Below are 16,954 nucleotides of genomic sequence, written 5' to 3'. Positions count from 1 at the left end.
ACTATTTCAACAGAAAAAAGAGGATGTCACAGCATCCTCTCCTTCTCTTCCCTATTCCACACAAGTAAACTGCGTCCAAGCTCCTACATAATCTAGTAAGAATAACTCCTCTTCTGCAATTGTACCGACAATATTTTTCCGTTCATCTATCGGCATTTCTTTCAGAATGATTTGCAGTTCACCTTTATACTTACCAAATGAATTGTTTCCAATTACAACTTGCCCTCTTTCCTGCAGCACACTTTCACGCACTGGGAAGTCATAATCTTTGTACTTTTTACGTACTTCTGTAGAACGTACCATATACTCTGTTATGTCGCCGCGCCTTACGTGTAATTCTTGCAGCGTAGCTCTCTTCTCTACTTCAGTCGCTTCGTCTACAAAGTGCACTTTTAGCTGTAACATGTAGCGATTTAAGTTTCCTAGTTTCTCTAACTCTTCCTCACTCGCATAAGCATTTCCGATAATGACATCATCAATTAACCCTGTTGCCCATAAATGCTTCGCTTGTACTTCAATTGGTAAATTACGATGCTCTTCTAATGTACATAATCCATCGTTAATATCCCATGGACCGATGTTTGCGACATGTGATGTAATAAAGGCTGCACTGCGAATACCATGCTTTTTAAAGCGTTCACTACAGCGAATGAAATAATCGTATGGAAGACCAGTGAATTTTTGCGGATAAAAATTATGGCAACCAATTAAAGCTGATTTATTCGCTTGATGCGAAAGAATATTTTCTAAGTACGCAATATCGCTACTTACATTTAACTCAATTTTTAAACCGTACGGATTATTCGTCATTTTCGCTTCCGTTAATCCGTCAAAACCTACATCTAAACGAATACCGTCTGCGCCTAATTCTGCGAAAAATGATAGATCGCTATAACTAATACCAAGCTGATCAAACACAGCTGGAGCTACATCTAAAATAACTTCCATATTGTTATCTTTTGCGTGATTGATAATCTCTTTAAATTCAGCTACAATTTCTTCTTTCGGACGATTCACAGATAACAAACAAGTAAATATTCTTGAGAAACCGTGTCGTGCCGCTGCGGAAATATAAGCCATATCTTTTTCTTTCGTTGAATGTTCTGGATAAAGTGAAATTCCTAATTTACGCTCCATGCTTTTGCATCTCCTTCACACGTTGTATTAATGCCATGCTCGTAAATCTATATTTTGCAGATAAACACGTTGCACATAAAATTGTCGGTACAATAATTACGTACGGTGATTGCAATCCTAACATTACATATGCACCCATTGAACAACCGATAAATAAAACTGATACTAGTAGTAACACTAATAAAGATTTACTTTGTACCCATTTCGAATAATGGGCAATACACTGTCCGACCACGAATGTAATTAAGATGATAATTGCTCCGAGCATTCTGTTTTCTCCTCTCCTGCTAATTGTTGTTTCTCATACATTTTGAAGAATGGATAGTAAATAACGAATGAGATGACAAAGTTAACAAGTACAAGTACACCAGCCATAATTGTCCAGTCCGTACTAATTACCGCTGCAATTGGTGCTAACATCGTAAATGGCAGTTTCGCCATCATAAGTGGAATCATACCTGAAACAACTGCAAAATATGATACTGTCGTTGTCACTAACGGTGTAATAACGAACGGAATAATTAGAATTGGGTTCATTACAATCGGTGCCCCAAAAATAATTGGTTCGTTAATATTGAATAAACCTGGTACGAATGATAATCTACCTAACTCTTTTAGGAACTTAGATTTAGAGAACATAAACATAATTACTAAAGCTAACGTTGAGCCTGATCCGCCAATCCATACGAACCATTGAATAAATTGCTCTGTAAATAAGTTTGGTAACTGATGTGCATTTCCTGTAGCCGTGAATACTTCCATATTTTCAAGAATTGCTGAATCCCACATCGGACGAATAATTGGTCCTAAAATCGCTGGTCCATGTATACCGAATGACCAGAAAAACACGATTAAGAATACTGTTAATAAACCACCGAATAAATTATTTCCTACTAATACTGATTTTAATGGTGCGATTAAATATGTGATCGTTGTATTCACATCAAATTTCAAACCGTAGCGAATGCCCCAGAATAAAAGAATAACTGCTAATGTTGGAATTAATGCTGCAAACGAATTTGAAACTGCTGGTGGTACACTATCTGGTAATTTAATGGAGATATTATGCTTAATCATAAAATGATAAATTTCTACTGCAATTAATGCTGTAACAATTGCGCCGAATAAAGACGTTGCACTTAATGTTCCTACTGAAATATATCTACCTGCATCAATAACACCTGGTACAGCTTTCGTAATTTGAATTGGTTCAACTGATGCTAGTAAAAAGGCGAGTACAGATAATAACCCTGCACTTAACTGATTGAGCTGATAAAAGTTCGCGAGCGAAGCCCCTACACCAAACGCTGCGTATAATGCCATTAGTCCTACTGTAAATCGGAATGGAATATCTAAAATATGGCGAAACGGTGCAATCCATTCCATATATGCATCAATTGGTAAATTTAAAAAGATAACAAAAAATGATCCGACGATCGTTAACGGCAATGTAGAAATAACCCCGTTTCGAATTGCTAATAAATGTCGTTGTCCTGCAATCTTTTGCGTTGTTGGCATAATCTTTTGTTCCATAAAACTCATAAACCCATTCATCAATAGCCCTCCTCTTTCTCTCTACTATAAAAGAATGAAATAAACTTTATAACATTATAATGTTTATATTTAAAAAGATATAATTATGCTAAAACTAATTGTTCTGCTTGCTTAAGCACCTTCAAACCATCACACATGCCATAATCTCGTTGGTCTATAATCGCAACTGGTATATTGTATGAATTTGCAAGAAATTCTACAGCTGGAAATAAATATTTCACCTGTGGGCCAATTAAAATGACATCGGCTTCCTTAATTTCAAGCTTCACTAGTTCTGAATCAACTGCCTTAATTTTATAATTCTTCCCCTGTTTCTTTGCCTCTTCTTGCATTTTTCTTACGACCATACTCGTTGACATACCTGCTGCACAACATAATAAAATGTACATCTTATACGGTCACTTTCTCTTCTACTCGTTTATGAAGAGCAATAAATTCTTCAGCCAGTTCTTTCACTGTAATTGCATTCATTAAATGATCTTGTGCGTGCACCAACAGTAAACTAATTTCTGCATGATTTCCTCTTGCCTCTTCTTGAATTAAATCCGTTTGAATACGATGCGCTGCTGAAATTTCCTCACTAGCAAGTTTCATCTTTTCACCGGCATTCCCGAAATCTCCTTGTCTTGCAAAAGCAATTGCTTCAAGCGCCGCACTTCTCGCATTGCCACCATGTAAAATTAACGCAAATGGAGTTTGCATATCAGCCATTTTAAATTCCCCCAAGCTATATGTTTTCTATATTTCCATCTTATTATGAAAACGTATACAATTAAACATAAAAAACTTCCGTTATGTAACGGAAGTTTTTATATACTTTTTCAAAATGATAATAAAATCTCTTGAAAATCTTCAATTACCTCGGTCTGAGTAAGTTTCTCTATCGTAGTTTGACTAGACATAATATCATATAAAAAATCATAAAGCCTTTGCAAATCTTCATTATTATTGCGCTTTACACTAAATAAAATAATTACTTGTACTTTTTTATCTCCCCAATCAACAGCCTTTTCAAGTGTGCAAAACATCAAAAAAGTTTCCTCACTTAATAACTGCATCGGATGCGGGATTGCAACTGAATTCCCAACCGCTGTCGGAGACGTATTTTCTCTTTCCATAACAGAAGCATAAAAGTTTTCTGGTACATAGCGTTTCTCAGCAGCTTTCTCACATAAAAACTGAATAACATCCTCTTTCGTAGAAGCACTATAATTTAAAAAGATTAAATCTTCCTTAATATAAGGCTGCACACTAGTATTCACATGCGTAAACAACCGCTGACCAATCGATTTAATCTCTTTATCATCAAATATTGAATTCACTTTTATAACTGGAACAGGCAAGCCACTCGGTATATGAATCGTACTAATAATACAATCTATTTTTTCTTTATAAAGATCTTCTACTTTCAATTGATAATAGCCTGTAATACCTACAATCTCTAATTTATCTCGGAACTGTGATAAAATTTTATATTTTAATAGTTGGGCACTTCCTTGACCAGTCGCACAAACTAATAAGCATCTTTTCTTTTGATTTTGCTCCTGCAAACGGCTCATAGCTCCACCGAAGTGAATTGCAATATAACCAATTTCACTTTCAGGGATCGATTCACTCGTATATTCACCAATGATATCTCCAACGAGAACCGCAATTTCAAAAGCATACGGATAATTCTTTTTCACTTCTGCCAAAAGAGGATTTCTCGTATTTAACTTATACTTCAAACGATTTAATAACGTTTTTAAATGAATACCAAATCCAAATAATAATTCTTCATCATAATAAAAAATAAGATTCCGTTCTTCCGCTACTTTAAAAAGAATATGTTGCATAAATGCATATATATCTTTCCCTAATAGCTCTTCTATATTTTCATAGCGATTTCTCGTTGTAACAGCAGTACTTAATAAATGCATCGTCACATATAATACTTCTTCTTCTGGAAATGAAAATTTTAACGCTTTCTCTAAATCTCCTAAAATCTGCTTCGCAATTGTATATTCTTTCTTTATTATAAGTTCTGATTGCTCCGCATGCAGTCCTTTCATATAATGTTGACTTTGACAACGCTTTAATGCGATTGCAATATGAATGACTAAATTATCAATTTCTATATCAGATAAATATATTGTTCCGCCTTCAATATACTTTAATATAATTGAACGAATGAGTGATATATGCGGTAGCGATAAATATGTCTCCGTCTGCTCAAATTGCTCATGAAACGGAGTATGGTCATAACGCGGTAAACCATATTGTGATAAACAAGAACGAATATTAAATTCCTCTCCAACAATACGTATACCATAATACGGTCTCTTCTCAATTTGTAATTTATAGCGACCACATATATCTGTAACATCTTTCATAATTAAATTGACCGTTGATTTGCTCACATACATCTCTTCCGCTAATTCTGAAAGCTTCACATATCCCTCTGTCATTAAAACACGCTGCAGAATGTACGCTATTCTTTCTTCATAAGAAGTTGGGATCTTTTCCGTCTGTTTTTGAAATAGACTCACACAAAAGTCTTCAAATTTCTTCTTTTGTATAATTTCTAATTCGTACCCAGTCCCTCTTTGCGATTCGATTTTCGCTCCATTTTCTTCCAATATATCATTTAATAATTTTATATCCTTTTGAATCGTCTTCGTCGATACATGTAAACGGCCCGCTAAAAAAGCTCGATTTAACATCGATTTCTCTTCTAAAAATTCCTCTAAAATAGAAATTAATCGCTGATGCACCTTTGTCATAGCTCTTCCTCTCGCTCTTTATATATAAAGGGGGAAAAGCTGCTGAAATCAGTAGTTTTTCCCCTTTATATTCTCTCTATTTCTTTAATGTAAATCCGAATTTATCCCATGCTTGTAAATAGTCTAGTAAGAAAATCTCTTCTTCTACAATTCGACCAACTACATTTGTTTTTCCTGTATTCACCATATCTTTTAATGCAATTTGTAATTCGCCTTTATACTGACCATATTGTTCATTATCAATTAATAAATCCCCACGCTTAATTTCACGCGTATTATGAGGTTTAAACTCTTCTTTTTTATATTTCACACGACTTTGTGTAGAACGAATCATATATTCAGATACATCTCCGCGATAAAAATGTGGTTCGTTTAATACGATAATTCTTTCTAGTTCTGTCGTTGTATCATATATTTCTATATCAAATGTTTGTTTCTCTTTATTTAATGCACCTAGTGCTTGTAATTCTTCTTCTGACGCATATGCGTTTGCAATAATAACATCATCAATTAATTCCGTCGCGAATAAATGTTTCGCCTGTGTTGTCATCGGTAATTCACGATGCTGCTCTAATGTACATAACCCTTCTGTTACTGGCCAAGGTCCATATGTTGCATCAAATGATGAAATAAAAGCAGCCGTTCTCATACCGTAATCTTTAAATTGTTTCGAGCATTTAATGAAATGATCGTATGATAACCCTGAATAACGATGCGGATAAAAATTATGACAACCAATTAAATTTTCACGATTTGGTCTATGACTCATAATGTTATCTACATACTTCGTACCATTGCTCATATTAATCTCAATTTTCAAACCATACGGATTATAAGTCATAATTGATTCTTCTAATCCTGAAAAACCAACATCTAAACGAATACCGTACGCACCCAATTCATGGAAGAATGATAAATCATTATACGAAATACCTAATTGTTCAAAAACAGATGGACTAATATCCACTAATACTTGGAACCCTAATGCATTCGCATGTGAGATCGTTTCTTTAAATTCTTCAATAATTTTCTCTTTTTCTCCATCCACAGATAATAAACATGTGAACACACGTGTAAACCCATATTTACTTGCTAATGTTAAATACTCCTTATCTTTCTCTACTGTTGAATGTTCTGGATAAATAGAAATACCTAATCGTCTCATATGTACACGCCTCTTTCTTCATCATATTGTAAACCTTTTCAAATATATGTAGTGAAAAAGTATATATCCCCTTCTTGTTCACTACTCCTTTGAATCCGCTTTCTTTAAAGAAAAAACAATTTCTATCATTCTTAACACCTACAAGTCTATACATCTATACTTTACATCTTTTTTTCATAGTTGTGTAGCCTTTACACAAATTTGTCAGTTTTTCACCTTAAAAATTGTTATCCGTTTTCAAGACACCTTCCTTGACTGTTGCATTGGCCAATACATATACTCGAAAGAAAAGAGAAAATTTTATATAGGGGATGAATATATGGGAGAAGCAATACTCGTAAAACGAGAACCGTTATGGACAAAAGAGTTTGTTGCTTTAATTTTTGCAAACTTATGTATGTTTTTAGGGTTTCAAATGTTAATTCCAACCTTACCTGTTTATGTGAAAGAAATTGGTGGCACAAGTTCAAATATCGGATTTGTTGTCGGCATGTTTACCGTTGCGGCACTTTTTGTTAGACCGCTAACTGGGAACGCCTTGCAAAAATTCAATAAAAAAATCATTTTAATGATCGGTACTGCTATCTGTTTACTCGCTATGGGCAGTTACCTTTTCGCCTCAACTATTTTTCTCTTGCTTGCTGTTCGTATTTTGCACGGAGCTGGTTTCGGTATTACAACGACTACATATGGAACTGTCGTTTCTGATTTAATTCCCTCAGCTCGCCGCGGAGAAGGCATGGGATATTTTGGTCTTTCTGGAACACTTGCAATGGCCCTCGGTCCACTTATCGGACTATGGCTTATGCAAACATATAACGTAACTACTCAGCCACCTTTCGGTGTCTTTTTTAAATTTTACTAGTTTCATATGCCTCCCATTTGTAAATACTGAGTATATCAAACAGGGGAGGTGAATCTTATGGTCGATCGAAAAATTATTTTAGATACATATAAAAAAGGACCTGAAGCTGTTATTTCTTTATTTGAAGAAACATTTTCTAAGTTAGAAAAACGTATACAAGAACTAGAAAATGCTTCAAAAAAAAACTCCAAAAATAGTCATAAGCCACCTTCTACAGATGGTTTGGGTAAGCCCGTTACAAAAAGTTTGCGCAAACCGTCTCATCGTCAAACGGGTGGCCAGTTGGGCCACAAGGGACATACTCTTGGTTTGACAGCGACTCCAGATCATACGATTACACATTCTCCTACATATTGTACTTGTTGTCATACTTCCTTGAACCACGAGCCTGTAAAAGGGTATCGCATTCGCCAAGTGTATGACTTACCACCTATTCAGATCGAAGTGACAGAACATAAAGTAGAACAGAAAGAATGCCCACATTGCCATTCTATCCAAGAAGCCCAATTTCCTTCGACAGTATCTCGTCCTGTTCAATATGGTCCAAATATAAAAAGACTGATTCCCTATTTAACGCATTATCAATGCATTTCTTTGAAGCGAACAAAAGAATTCTTTCAGGATTGTTTTGGACATTCTATAAGCGAAGGAACCCTGGTAAATCATACACAGGCTTTCGCTTCTCAATTGCAGCCATTCATAAAAGAAGTAAAGGAAAAGATTCTGCAGTCTCCTGTTGTCCATTTTGATGAAACTGGTATGCGTGTAGAAAACAAAACACAATGGTTACATACTGCCAGTACACCGGAGGTGACATTGCAACATATTCATCAAAAACGTGGAAAAGAAGCAATGGATGCTGGAGAAATCTTGCCATCTTTTTCTGGAATTGCGATGCATGATGGTTGGAAATCGTATGATGCGTATACAGATTGTCGTCACGTTTTATGTAATGCCCATCTCTTACGAGATTTACAAGGAATTATAGATAGTACTGGAGAACAATGGGCACAACAGATGCAGAAATTTCTAACGCAAGCGTTGACGATGAAAAAGCAATCCGAAGGTACCATGCCAAAAGCGACGCAAAAGAATCTGTTTATTATGTATCAATCCATATTGAAAGAACAACAGATTCTTTCCACGAAACAAAAGAAGAAAGGAAAGCAGACGCCTTCTCAAAATTTATGGAATCGCTTCGTCAAGTATTCTGACAGAATTCTAGCGTTTTTAGAACATCCAGCCATTCCATTTGATAACAATCAAGCAGAACGGGATATTCGGATGACGAAAGTAAAACAGAAAGTGTCTGGGACTTTCCGAAGTAAGAAAGGCGCAGAATCTTTTTGTCAGATACGAAGCTTTATGAGTACCATGAAAAAACAAAAACAATCGGTCTTACAAGCGATAAACCAAGTCATAGAAACTAGAACGGTTCCTTGGAATAACACGACTTCATAAGAGAATTTCTCTATTTGGCATAGATTCTTTCTCTGATTGGAGTATTTTCTTTTCATGTTTTCGAATCGGAAACATGTATTTGGCCTGTTTTTTTATTTGAAGAAGCTGAGTAGTTACCATATAACTTCACAATTCTTTTTTTATGTGCATTATCGTGCACAATTGTTTCATTAATATTAACGAAACTACTTCAAATCCAAAAAACGAAACAGCCTCCACAACAATCATCTAGTACTTTTCTCGATGGATTTATTGAGCGTAAAGCTTTACTTCCTTCATTATTAATATTATGTATTACATTAATGTACGGAGGAATCGGAAGTTTTATCACACTATTTGCTACAGAAGTCGGCATAGCTGATATTAGTCTCTTCTTTTTATGTAACGCACTAGCAATCGCTGTGACTCGTCCATTCTCTGGAAAGCTATATGATGCGAAAGGCCATACATTCGTCATCATTCCGGGAGTTATTATAACGTTTACAGGTATTATTTTATTGTCGTATACGACGACAATTCCGAGCTTAATTATTGCTGCAGCATGTTACGGAAGTGGTTTTGGAGCGATCCAACCTGCACTACAAGCATGGATGATTGACCGCGTAGCACCGCATCGACGCGGCGTAGCAACTGCTACATTCTTCTCCGCATTTGACCTTGGAATCGGCGCTGGAGCGATTATCTTTGGATTTATTGCTCACTTTACAAACTATGCAACTGTATATCGTTACTCCTCTCTATTACTTATTGCTTTTCTCTTCATTTACATTACAAGCATAAGAAAACAAAAGCATGGCGATAAAAACACGGAAAAAGCTGCTGGATAATTCAGTGGCTTTTTTATCATGTTAAAAGAATTGTTTTCCCTCATTTTGCTGTTCTAAAACTACATGCATTTCCCTACATATTTTTTTAACGTTCATCAAAAAATATACGATGAACTTGCAGACGCTTTCCTTGATATTCGACTGAACAACATTATTCTAAAAAGTGTGATTTCTTTACAAAATTAAGATTTATACAAGATAAAAACCAATGAAATGCAGTTGTTTCTTTAAGGGATTGTAAACTTTTATTCCCTTTGTAAATTTAGTGTAAATTTTACTAGCAAACCGTTTACAGTGACTCAAGGTTCAGTTAATAATTACATCGTACATGAAATTTAAGGAGTGGAATGCGTGGAATATAATGTTCAAGATATGATCTTCCAGTTCATTGGTGGATTAGGTATTTTCTTATTCGGGATTAAATACATGGGCGATGGACTGCAACAAGCAGCTGGAGATCGTCTTCGCGATATTCTAGATCGTTTTACAACAAACCCACTTATGGGTGTACTAGCAGGTATGTTAGTTACTGTATTAATCCAATCCAGTTCAGGAACAACCGCTTTAACAGTCGGACTTGTAAGTGCCGGATTTATGACATTAAGACAAGCAATCGGTGTTATTATGGGTGCAAACATCGGTACGACAGTTACTGCATTTATTATCGGAATTAAAATCGGAGAATATGCTCTCCCAGTTATGGCAGTTGGAGCAATCTTACTATTCTTCTTTAAAAATAAAAAAGTACATTCTGTAGGTCAAGTTGTATTCGGTTTTGGTATGTTATTCTTCGGTTTAGAATTAATGAGCGCAGGTATGAAACCTCTTCGTTCTTTAGAATCATTCCAAGAATTAACAGTGAGCATGAGTGATAATCCAATTTTAGGAATTGTTGTCGGTACAGTCTTTACTTTAATTGTACAAAGTTCAAGTGCAACAATCGGTATTTTACAAGAACTATTCGGTCAAGGTGCAATCGATTTACAAGCAGCTCTTCCTGTATTATTCGGTGATAACATCGGTACAACAATTACAGCTGTATTAGCAGCAATCGGTACTTCAATTGCAGCAAGACGTGCAGCATTAGTTCACGTTATCTTTAATATTATCGGTACAATTATCTTTACAATTTTATTAATACCATTTACAAGTTTAATTCAATATTTCCAAACATCATTAAACTTGAATCCAGAAATGACTATTGCATTTGCACACGGAACATTTAACGTAACAAATACAATCATTCAATTCCCGTTCATTGCAGTGTTAGCATGGATCGTAACAAAAATTATTCGTGGTGAAGATGCAGCGATTGACTTCAAACCACAACATTTAAATCCAATCTTTATTGAACAATCTCCAGCCATCGCTTTAACTGAAGCTCAAAAAGAGATTATCCGTATGGCTGAGTTCTCATTACATGGATTAAAAGAAGCAAATCAATTTTTAAATACACAAGACAAAAAACACGCAAACATGGCTACTCAATTAGAAGGAGCTATTAACAATTTAGATAAAAAAATTACCGAGTATTTAGTTTTACTATCAGAAAAGCCACTTTCACCTACGGATTCTGAAAAACATTCTGTTTTAGCAGGTGTTGTTGGAGATATTGAACGTGTCGGTGATCATGTAGAAAACCTTGTAGAACTTGTAGATTTCCAAATTTCAAACCGTGTTTCACTATCAGATGAAGCATTAGCTGAATTAAACGAAATGCTTGAGTTAACAATTTCAACACTGCAAGACTCAGTTGAAGCTTTAACAAACTTCGATACTGAACTAGCTCAAACTGTTATTGCCAAAGAACGCAAAATCGACCAAATGGAACGTGTTCTTCGTAAACGTCACGTATTACGTCTAAACGAACGCAGCTGTTCAGGTGATGCAAGTATCATCTTCGTCGATATGGTAAGTAACTTAGAGCGCATTGGCGATCACGCTGTAAATATCGCTGACGGTGTTTTAGGTGAACAAGGAAAAATCAATCTAAAACAATCATTATAATAAGAAAGAGACGCTAACTTAAGCGTCTCTTTTTTCATTATATTTTAACAACTGTTCTTCCTTTTAACTTTCCTTGCAATATAAGTGCAAACTTCTTCTCTAATTCTTCTAATGTACATTCTTCTGTATAAGATAGTAACTCTTTATTTCCCCATTCTTTCGCTAAAAGCGTCCAAACATCTCTTCTCACATCTACTGGGCATTGCACGGAATCTATCCCTAAAAGGCTTATACCTCGTAAAATAAACGGATATACCGTTGTTTGTAGTTCCTGGCCTGCCACATTACCGCATGTCGTTACACAACCACCATACTTTACTGTTTTTAAAGCTGTTTCTAGCATATGTCCACCTACAGTATCGATAACTCCCGCGTATATCCCTTTTAACATCGGTCTTCCTGATTCATCATTCAATTCCGCGCGATGAATCACCTTTTTCGCTCCTAGACGTAGTAGCATATCTTCCTCTTCCATTTTTCCTGTCGCTCCTACTACGTTAAACCCTAGCTTACTTAATATACTAACAGCTACACTCCCTACGCCGCCTGTAGCACCCGTTACTAAAACATCTCCCATACTAGGCTTGACTCCTGCTCCAATAAGCTTATATACCGACAAAGCCGCAGTAAAACCTGCTGTCCCATACATCATACTTTCCTTTAATGACATTCCTTCCGGTAAAGGCACGACCCAAGATGATGGCACGCGAATATATTCTCCGAAACCACCAGAGGTATTCATACCTAAGTCATATCCCGTTACAATAACTTGATCTCCTGCTTTAATGGTAGCATCTTCACTACTCACAACCACTCCTGCAGCATCAATTCCTGGCGTATGAGGATATGTTCTCGTAACACCCTTATTACCAGTAGCTGAAAGAGCATCTTTATAATTTAATGAAGAATAATGAACTTGTATGAATACGTCTCCCTCAGGTAAACTACTTACTTCTCTCTCAACAACTTTTCTTACAAACTGATGATTTTCCTTTTCGTTCACAACGATTGCTCGGAATGATGTATGATTCATTATGCTCTCTCCTTTATCCGTCAAATTCTTCTTTATTATATAGAAGAAATAAGTAAGCTTACTCATCTCTTCTTGGCTATATTTCAACAAATCTTACTTCTCTATCACTTTCTCACAATATATATTTTCATTTCTACTAAAACAACTTATACTTATTCTACATCTCAAAAATATAATATAGAAAATCTGACTTTTTATAAATATATTGAATTTTTACGAAATGTAAATGTTTTGTAATGTTTTTTTTCGCTAAATTTCATTATAATAAGTGGATATGAGTGTCGTATTTCAATCCAAATGAAGGAGTACAGGAAATGGAGCAAAACCCATCTTTGCAAGAAAATACACGCAATAAACCGAAAAAAAATAAGAAAAAAATAAAAATTATTATAAGCGCTATACTATTCGTTTTATTAATAGGCGGCGGTTATACTTGGTTTTTAGTAAATAAAGCATCTTCTGCTGTTCGAAATGCCGCACACGATTTAGCACGCGGTGATAAATCTGATTTACGTGATAAGGCTGTAAAACCTATTACAAACAATGTCTCTGTTTTAATAATGGGTGTTGATGAAAGCGATGTCCGTGGAAAAGAATATGGTGAAGCTATAAGAACAGACGCGCTTTTACTTGCAACATTTAATAAAGATAGCAAAACTGTTAAACTATTAAGTATCCCACGTGACACATATACTTATATTCCAATAGAAAAGAAAAAAGATAAAATTACACACGCTCATGCATTCGGTTCTGCTAAAAACGGAAAAAATGGTGGACCACAAGCAAGCATTGATGCAGTTGAAAAATTAATGAATGTTCCTGTCGATTATTTTGTAAAATTCAACTTTAAATCATTTATAAAAATCGTCGATGACTTGGGCGGTGTTGAAGTTGATGTACCAGTTGAATTTACTGAGCAAGATAGCAATGATAATGCTGAGGCTATTCACCTAGAAAAAGGTGTTCAAAAGCTAAATGGCGAAGAAGCTCTTGCTCTTGCTAGAACAAGACACATCGATAGTGATGCAATGCGTGGACAACGTCAACAACTCGTTATCGAGGCTATTTTAAAGAAACTAACTAGTGTTGGTTCTGTAACAAAAGTTGGCAACATCATTGATGATATTAACGGCCAATTCGTTACAAACTTAACATTTGATGATATGCTTTCATTCTATAAATATGGATCGGATTCGGAAATTGAGAAATTACAAATCCAAGGTGATGATTGCTATATGGCAAAAGGTGACGATACTTGTAGCAAATCTGCTGGTGGTGGTCGAACTTACTACTACAATCCAGATAAAAAAGAATTAGCTAATGTTACAAATGAACTTCGTACTCATCTTGGACTACCTGCATATACAAAGTTTGACTCAGACTCTGATTCGAAAAAGACAAAAGAATCTAAGTCTGAAAATTCAAGTGAACGCGAATCAAGTAACCATGAAGTGAAAAATAAGAACAAAAATAGCAGTGAAGATACAGAAACATCGTCTAACGACAATGAATAGTAAAGAAGCCGTACTCTATGGAGGTAGAGTACGGCTTCTTTTTATTTCTTCAGAATTAAAAATCAGAACTTTCTAACTATCTTTTTTAATATTTTTAAATTATAATAAATAGTAGCAATCTATTCCAATTATCAGGGGGCTCATACATATGAAAGCTGCAGTAAAACATAACATCTCAGATTTTAAAGACTACTTAAAATCCAACGATATATACATGGAAGAAAATATAGATGAAAATGATGGCTCTGTTCATTTTTCAGTAGGATTAGAGACTGAAGCTGGCGCAAAAATTCAACTTATCGCTGCTTTCCAAAACGAACATCCTACGGTGGATATATACTGCTTCAATGTTGCTCACGTACCTGATGCAACATCAACAAATGATATTTTACATGTCATCAATGAATTAAATACATCTTATCGCTTTGCAAAATTCACATTAAATAAGCAAAATGCAATTGATATTTCAACATCTCTTGCATTCTCAGAACCAAACTTTAATCCAGCACTTGTCTTTGAACATACGAGAATGCTATATAAATTAGCGAATGACGAATATAAAAACTTAATGAAAGTTATTTGGGCATAAATAAAAGGATGGGCTGCAAGCAGCCCATCCTTTTATTTCGATATCATATCAATCCACATCTTAATAGCAGTGCCGACAATTAAAATCGATAACATATATTGTAGTACTTTTTGATTTATCCTCTTCCCGACTCGCGCTCCAAGTGGCGCAGCAAATATACTTGCAACCGCAATAATTAGAGCTGGAATGATAACTACTTGTCCAGTAATCACTTTTCCAGTCGTAATCCCTACTGAGGAAATAAACGTAATAGCGATAGATGTCGCTATCGTCATGCGCAATGGTAATTTTAAAATAACTAGCATAATAGGAACTAAAAGAAACGCACCTCCAGCTCCAATAATGCCCGAAACACCTCCTACAATAAACGCTAACACACTTGCTAACCATTTATTATACTTAACTGCTCCACTATTATTTTTCTTCGGTACAAACATCATCATAGCTGCAATGGTCGCCAATACTGTATAAACAACATTTACAGCGTGTTCATCTAATAGATTTGCACTAAAACTTCCTATAAAACTTCCTATTAATATACTAGCTCCCATATACATAACTAACGTTTTATTCATGTCATTACTTTTCCGGTATGCCCACGCGCCTGCAAAAGTTGCAAAGAATACTTGTACCGCTGTAATACCGCTCACTTCATGTGACGTATAGCCAGTAAATCCTAGCAATACTGGAATGTATAAGATCATCGGATAATTAATAATCGCGCCACCAATCCCAACCATTCCTGATATAAATGATCCTATAAACCCAATTATAAAAAGTAATACGACTAAGCTCATCTTACATCCCCCGCCTTCTAAAAAGAAGGTGATTTAAATGAATAAGTTTACATTCCCATCCGAAGCATCTGCTAAATATGCCCCTACACCTGCAAACTCTACGCCTTCCATAATCTCTTCCTCTTTTAACCCTAATAAATCTACTGTCATTTGACAAGCTACAAGTTTAATCCCCTGTTCTTTTGCCAAATCAATTAAATCTGGCAAAGGCATTGCATTATGTTTTTTCATAATGCCTTTAATCATCTTTGGTCCCATACCAGCAAAATTCATTTTGGATAACCCCATCTTATCAGCACCGCGTGGCATCATTCTTCCAAATACTTTTTCTATAAATGTTTTCTTTACATTCACATATTCATCTTTCCTTAAAGCATTTAATCCCCAGAAAGTATGAAAAATAGTTACCTCTTGATCATACGCCGCTGCGCCATTTGCAATAATATAAGCAGCCATTGCTTTATCGTAATCTCCGCTAAATAAAACGATTGTTGTTTTCTTCTGTTGTTCCATATTGTTCTCCCTCCAATTACCTATAGGGGTATTTTTATTTATAAAAATTGTTTCTCCCTATTCTACTTTTCCTTCCCAAGCTAACATACCACCTACCACATTGATTACTTGAAAACCGTAACTTTCTAAAAATTGAACAGCTCTTGCACTTCTCCCGCCTGAACGACAAACGATAATATATTCCTGATTTTTATTTAATTCATGCATACGAAACTCTAATAGTCCTAGTGGAATATTACATGCTTCTGGAATTTTCCCTTCAGCTACTTCTTCTACTTCACGTACATCCACAATATTTACCGCTTCTTTACGCAACAATTTTTCTTCTAATTCTTTTGTAGTCATTTCTTTCATTTTAAATTTCCTCCTCACAAACCATTCATACCACCTGAAACGTTTATTACTTGCTGAAACCCTAGTTTTTTCAATACCTTTGCTGCTTGCTTACTTCTCATTCCACTTTGGCAAATAACGATTACTTCCTTATTCTTATCTAATTGATTCGCCTTACTTGCTAGATCATTTAGGGGGATATTTTGAAAGCCTTTCATATGATTCCCTCTATATTCACCTACTGTACGGACATCAATAAAATACTTCCCCTTTTTCCCCACTATACTTTTCAATTCTTTGCCATTTATATTTTGAACACCTTTCACTGGTAAAAATCGTGAAATAACAAACCATGCAGCAAGTACAATGAAAAGCGTACTTAATATTGTGTTCATAT

16 protein-coding genes and 2 pseudogenes are annotated in these 16,954 nt (G+C 35.3%); 6 read left to right on the top strand and 12 right to left on the bottom strand.

The window, feature by feature from the left end; genetic code table 11:
* Positions 1–51: 51 nt before the first annotated feature.
* The 7 genes from MHH55_RS25810 to MHH55_RS25780 all read right to left on the bottom strand — a co-directional run bounded on the left by MHH55_RS25810 (position 52) and on the right by MHH55_RS25780 (position 6,618).
* A complete protein-coding gene (locus MHH55_RS25810; protein WP_078187024.1) occupies positions 52–1,137 on the bottom strand; it encodes a DUF871 domain-containing protein in 1,086 nt (361 codons plus the stop codon).
* On the bottom strand, positions 1,127–1,405 hold the full coding sequence (locus MHH55_RS25805) for a hypothetical protein (RefSeq protein WP_000900048.1): 279 nt from the start codon (positions 1,403–1,405) through the stop codon (positions 1,127–1,129). The genes MHH55_RS25810 and MHH55_RS25805 overlap by 11 nt, the downstream gene beginning before the upstream one ends.
* Entirely contained in the window at positions 1,381–2,691 is a 1,311-nt protein-coding gene (locus MHH55_RS25800) for a PTS sugar transporter subunit IIC (RefSeq protein WP_001013053.1), read from the bottom strand. Before MHH55_RS25800 ends, MHH55_RS25805 begins: the two co-directional genes overlap by 25 nt.
* Before the next feature lie 83 nt (positions 2,692–2,774).
* Positions 2,775–3,080 carry a PTS sugar transporter subunit IIB gene (locus tag MHH55_RS25795; protein ID WP_048655905.1) on the bottom strand — a complete coding sequence of 102 codons (306 nt, stop codon included), beginning with the start codon at positions 3,078–3,080 and terminating at the stop codon, positions 2,775–2,777.
* Between the two features lies 1 nt (position 3,081).
* Complete coding sequence (locus MHH55_RS25790) at positions 3,082–3,402, bottom strand: PTS lactose/cellobiose transporter subunit IIA (protein ID WP_000774631.1); 321 nt, start codon at positions 3,400–3,402, stop codon at positions 3,082–3,084.
* Positions 3,403–3,512: 110 nt separating this feature from the next.
* Positions 3,513–5,453 carry a BglG family transcription antiterminator gene (locus MHH55_RS25785; protein ID WP_048538587.1) on the bottom strand — a complete coding sequence of 647 codons (1,941 nt, stop codon included), beginning with the start codon at positions 5,451–5,453 and terminating at the stop codon, positions 3,513–3,515.
* Positions 5,454–5,529: 76 nt separating this feature from the next.
* Positions 5,530–6,618 (bottom strand): DUF871 domain-containing protein, encoded by a 1,089-nt coding sequence (locus MHH55_RS25780; protein WP_001253349.1) that lies wholly within the window; start codon positions 6,616–6,618, stop codon positions 5,530–5,532.
* 319 nt (positions 6,619–6,937) lie between these two features.
* Here MHH55_RS25780 and MHH55_RS25775 point away from each other — a divergent pair.
* The 4 genes and pseudogenes from MHH55_RS25775 to MHH55_RS25760 form a co-directional block, all read left to right on the top strand.
* Positions 6,938–7,444, top strand: a pseudogene (locus MHH55_RS25775) (MFS transporter); the annotation flags it as partial.
* 96 nt (positions 7,445–7,540) lie between these two features.
* A complete protein-coding gene (gene tnpC / locus MHH55_RS25770) occupies positions 7,541–8,944 on the top strand; it encodes an IS66 family transposase (RefSeq protein ID WP_100910632.1) in 1,404 nt (467 codons plus the stop codon).
* A 119-nt stretch (positions 8,945–9,063) separates the two neighbouring features.
* Positions 9,064–9,771, top strand: a pseudogene (locus MHH55_RS25765) (MFS transporter); the annotation flags it as partial.
* 351 nt (positions 9,772–10,122) lie between these two features.
* Complete coding sequence (locus MHH55_RS25760) at positions 10,123–11,778, top strand: Na/Pi cotransporter family protein (protein ID WP_000456278.1); 1,656 nt, start codon at positions 10,123–10,125, stop codon at positions 11,776–11,778.
* A gap of 37 nt (positions 11,779–11,815) precedes the next feature.
* Here MHH55_RS25760 and MHH55_RS25755 read toward each other — a convergent pair whose 3' ends face one another.
* Positions 11,816–12,811 carry a YhdH/YhfP family quinone oxidoreductase gene (locus MHH55_RS25755; protein WP_001016960.1) on the bottom strand — a complete coding sequence of 332 codons (996 nt, stop codon included), beginning with the start codon at positions 12,809–12,811 and terminating at the stop codon, positions 11,816–11,818.
* A 314-nt stretch (positions 12,812–13,125) separates the two neighbouring features.
* On the opposite strand from MHH55_RS25755, the gene MHH55_RS25750 reads away from it, so the two are divergent.
* Together MHH55_RS25750 and MHH55_RS25745 are read left to right on the top strand one after the other, a co-directional pair.
* Positions 13,126–14,325, top strand: coding sequence for an LCP family protein (locus tag MHH55_RS25750; RefSeq protein WP_048655907.1), 1,200 nt, complete (start codon positions 13,126–13,128; stop codon positions 14,323–14,325).
* A gap of 148 nt (positions 14,326–14,473) precedes the next feature.
* Positions 14,474–14,914, top strand: coding sequence for a hypothetical protein (locus MHH55_RS25745; RefSeq protein WP_000642362.1), 441 nt, complete (start codon positions 14,474–14,476; stop codon positions 14,912–14,914).
* A 32-nt stretch (positions 14,915–14,946) separates the two neighbouring features.
* On the opposite strand, the gene MHH55_RS25740 is transcribed toward MHH55_RS25745, so the two are convergent.
* The 4 genes from MHH55_RS25740 to MHH55_RS25725 are packed head-to-tail and all read right to left on the bottom strand — an operon-like array spanning position 14,947 to position 16,952.
* Positions 14,947–15,711, bottom strand: a complete 765-nt coding sequence (locus MHH55_RS25740) for a sulfite exporter TauE/SafE family protein (protein WP_048655908.1) — start codon at positions 15,709–15,711, stop codon at positions 14,947–14,949.
* Between the two features lie 33 nt (positions 15,712–15,744).
* A complete protein-coding gene (locus MHH55_RS25735; protein WP_000437746.1) occupies positions 15,745–16,224 on the bottom strand; it encodes a DsrE/DsrF/DrsH-like family protein in 480 nt (159 codons plus the stop codon).
* Positions 16,225–16,281: 57 nt separating this feature from the next.
* Positions 16,282–16,578: a rhodanese-like domain-containing protein gene (locus tag MHH55_RS25730; RefSeq protein ID WP_000661810.1), complete on the bottom strand. Its 297-nt coding sequence runs from the start codon at positions 16,576–16,578 to the stop codon at positions 16,282–16,284.
* 14 nt (positions 16,579–16,592) lie between these two features.
* Positions 16,593–16,952, bottom strand: a complete 360-nt coding sequence (locus MHH55_RS25725; protein ID WP_001092318.1) for a rhodanese-like domain-containing protein — start codon at positions 16,950–16,952, stop codon at positions 16,593–16,595.
* Between the last annotated feature and the right edge of the window lie 2 nt (positions 16,953–16,954).

The sequence above is a fragment of the Bacillus sp. FSL K6-2944 genome (assembly GCF_038005385.1).
GTDB lineage: Bacteria > Bacillota > Bacilli > Bacillales > Bacillaceae_G > Bacillus_A > Bacillus_A cereus.
Note: the sequence above shows the minus strand (reverse complement) of the source record. Positions and strands in the feature narration are given on the sequence as shown.

Bases quoted from the DNA above. Each gene is read 5' to 3' on its own strand.
- MHH55_RS25810 (WP_078187024.1), bottom strand. From the start codon at position 1,137: ATGGAGCGTAAATTAGGAATTTCACTTTATCCAGAACATTCAACGAAA.
- MHH55_RS25805 (WP_000900048.1), bottom strand. From the start codon at position 1,405: ATGCTCGGAGCAATTATCATCTTAATTACATTCGTGGTCGGACAGTGT.
- MHH55_RS25800 (WP_001013053.1), bottom strand. From the start codon at position 2,691: ATGAATGGGTTTATGAGTTTTATGGAACAAAAGATTATGCCAACAACG.
- MHH55_RS25795 (WP_048655905.1), bottom strand. From the start codon at position 3,080: ATGTACATTTTATTATGTTGTGCAGCAGGTATGTCAACGAGTATGGTC.
- MHH55_RS25790 (WP_000774631.1), bottom strand. From the start codon at position 3,402: ATGGCTGATATGCAAACTCCATTTGCGTTAATTTTACATGGTGGCAAT.
- MHH55_RS25785 (WP_048538587.1), bottom strand. From the start codon at position 5,453: ATGACAAAGGTGCATCAGCGATTAATTTCTATTTTAGAGGAATTTTTA.
- MHH55_RS25780 (WP_001253349.1), bottom strand. From the start codon at position 6,618: ATGAGACGATTAGGTATTTCTATTTATCCAGAACATTCAACAGTAGAG.
- tnpC (WP_100910632.1), top strand. From the start codon at position 7,541: ATGGTCGATCGAAAAATTATTTTAGATACATATAAAAAAGGACCTGAA.
- MHH55_RS25755 (WP_001016960.1), bottom strand. From the start codon at position 12,811: ATGAATCATACATCATTCCGAGCAATCGTTGTGAACGAAAAGGAAAAT.
- MHH55_RS25750 (WP_048655907.1), top strand. From the start codon at position 13,126: ATGGAGCAAAACCCATCTTTGCAAGAAAATACACGCAATAAACCGAAA.
- MHH55_RS25745 (WP_000642362.1), top strand. From the start codon at position 14,474: ATGAAAGCTGCAGTAAAACATAACATCTCAGATTTTAAAGACTACTTA.
- MHH55_RS25740 (WP_048655908.1), bottom strand. From the start codon at position 15,711: ATGAGCTTAGTCGTATTACTTTTTATAATTGGGTTTATAGGATCATTT.
- MHH55_RS25735 (WP_000437746.1), bottom strand. From the start codon at position 16,224: ATGGAACAACAGAAGAAAACAACAATCGTTTTATTTAGCGGAGATTAC.
- MHH55_RS25730 (WP_000661810.1), bottom strand. From the start codon at position 16,578: ATGAAAGAAATGACTACAAAAGAATTAGAAGAAAAATTGTTGCGTAAA.
- MHH55_RS25725 (WP_001092318.1), bottom strand. From the start codon at position 16,952: ATGAACACAATATTAAGTACGCTTTTCATTGTACTTGCTGCATGGTTT.